General features: G+C 73.6%; 1 protein-coding gene. It reads left to right on the forward strand.

Annotation, left to right across the window (positions count from 1 at the left end; all coding sequences use genetic code 11):
• Positions 1-969: acyclic terpene utilization AtuA family protein (locus tag ACFU99_RS44495; RefSeq protein ID WP_384404616.1), on the forward strand; the 969-nt coding region annotated here is incomplete at its 5' end.
• Positions 970-1,045: the final 76 nt, after the last annotated feature.

Genomic DNA, 1,045 nt, shown 5'->3' on the forward strand with positions numbered 1-1,045 from the left:
CTCCTGTACGAGACCGCCGGCGCCCGCTACCCCGGCCCCGACGTGACCGCCCGACTCGACACCGTACGGCTCACCCAGGAGGGCCCCGACCGGGTCCGTATCGACGGCGTGCGCGGCGAGCCGCCGCCCGTGACCCTCAAGGTCGGGCTGACCCGCCTCGGCGGCTGGCGCAACGAAGTCGTCTTCGTCCTCACCGGCCTCGACATCGATGCCAAAGCCCGCCTCGTACAGGGGCAGTTGGAGGCCGCGCTCGACGCCTCGAAGCGGCGGCCCGCCGAGGTCCGCTGGACCCTCGCCCGTACGGACCGCGCCGACGCGCCCGTACAGGAAGAGGCCGGCGCGCTGCTCCGCCTCGTCGTACGCGACGAGGACCAGGACGCCGTCGGGCGCGCCGTCAGCGGGGCCGCCGTCGAGCTGGCCCTCGCCAGCTATCCCGGGTTCCATGTGACGGCCCCGCCGGGGAAGGGCGAACCGTACGGCGTCTTCGAGGCCGCCTATACGGACGCGGCCGGTGTTCCGCATGTGGCCGTGCTGCCGGGCGGGGAGCGGATCGACGTGCGGGGTCACGTGTCGTACACGCCGTACGCGTCCGCGCCGGGGCCCGGCAGCGAGCTTCCGGCCCCTGTCCCCCGTGGCCCCCGCCGCCGCGCCCCCCTCGGTCTCGTCGCCGGCGCCCGCAGCGGTGACAAGGGAGGTTCCGCCAACGTCGGGGTGTGGGTCCGTACCGATCTCGCCTGGCGCTGGCTCGTTCACGAGTTGACCGTCGAGCGGTTCCGTGAACTCCTCCCGGAGACCGCCGAGTTCGACGTCACCCGGCATGTACTGCCCAATCTGCGCTCCCTCAACTTCGTCGTCGACGGGCTCCTCGGCCTCGGCGTCGCCCACCGCGCCCGCTTCGACCCCCAGGCCAAGGCCCTCGGGGAGTGGCTGCGCTCCCGCCACCTGGACATACCGGAGGTGCTGCTGTGACCGTGCTCGCATCCGGGCTCGACGTATCGGGCCCCGAAGCGGCCGACTACGCCGAGTACGCCGCCAACCGCGAGGC

Source organism: Streptomyces sp. NPDC057654 (genome assembly GCF_042800135.1).
GTDB lineage: Bacteria > Actinomycetota > Actinomycetes > Streptomycetales > Streptomycetaceae > Streptomyces.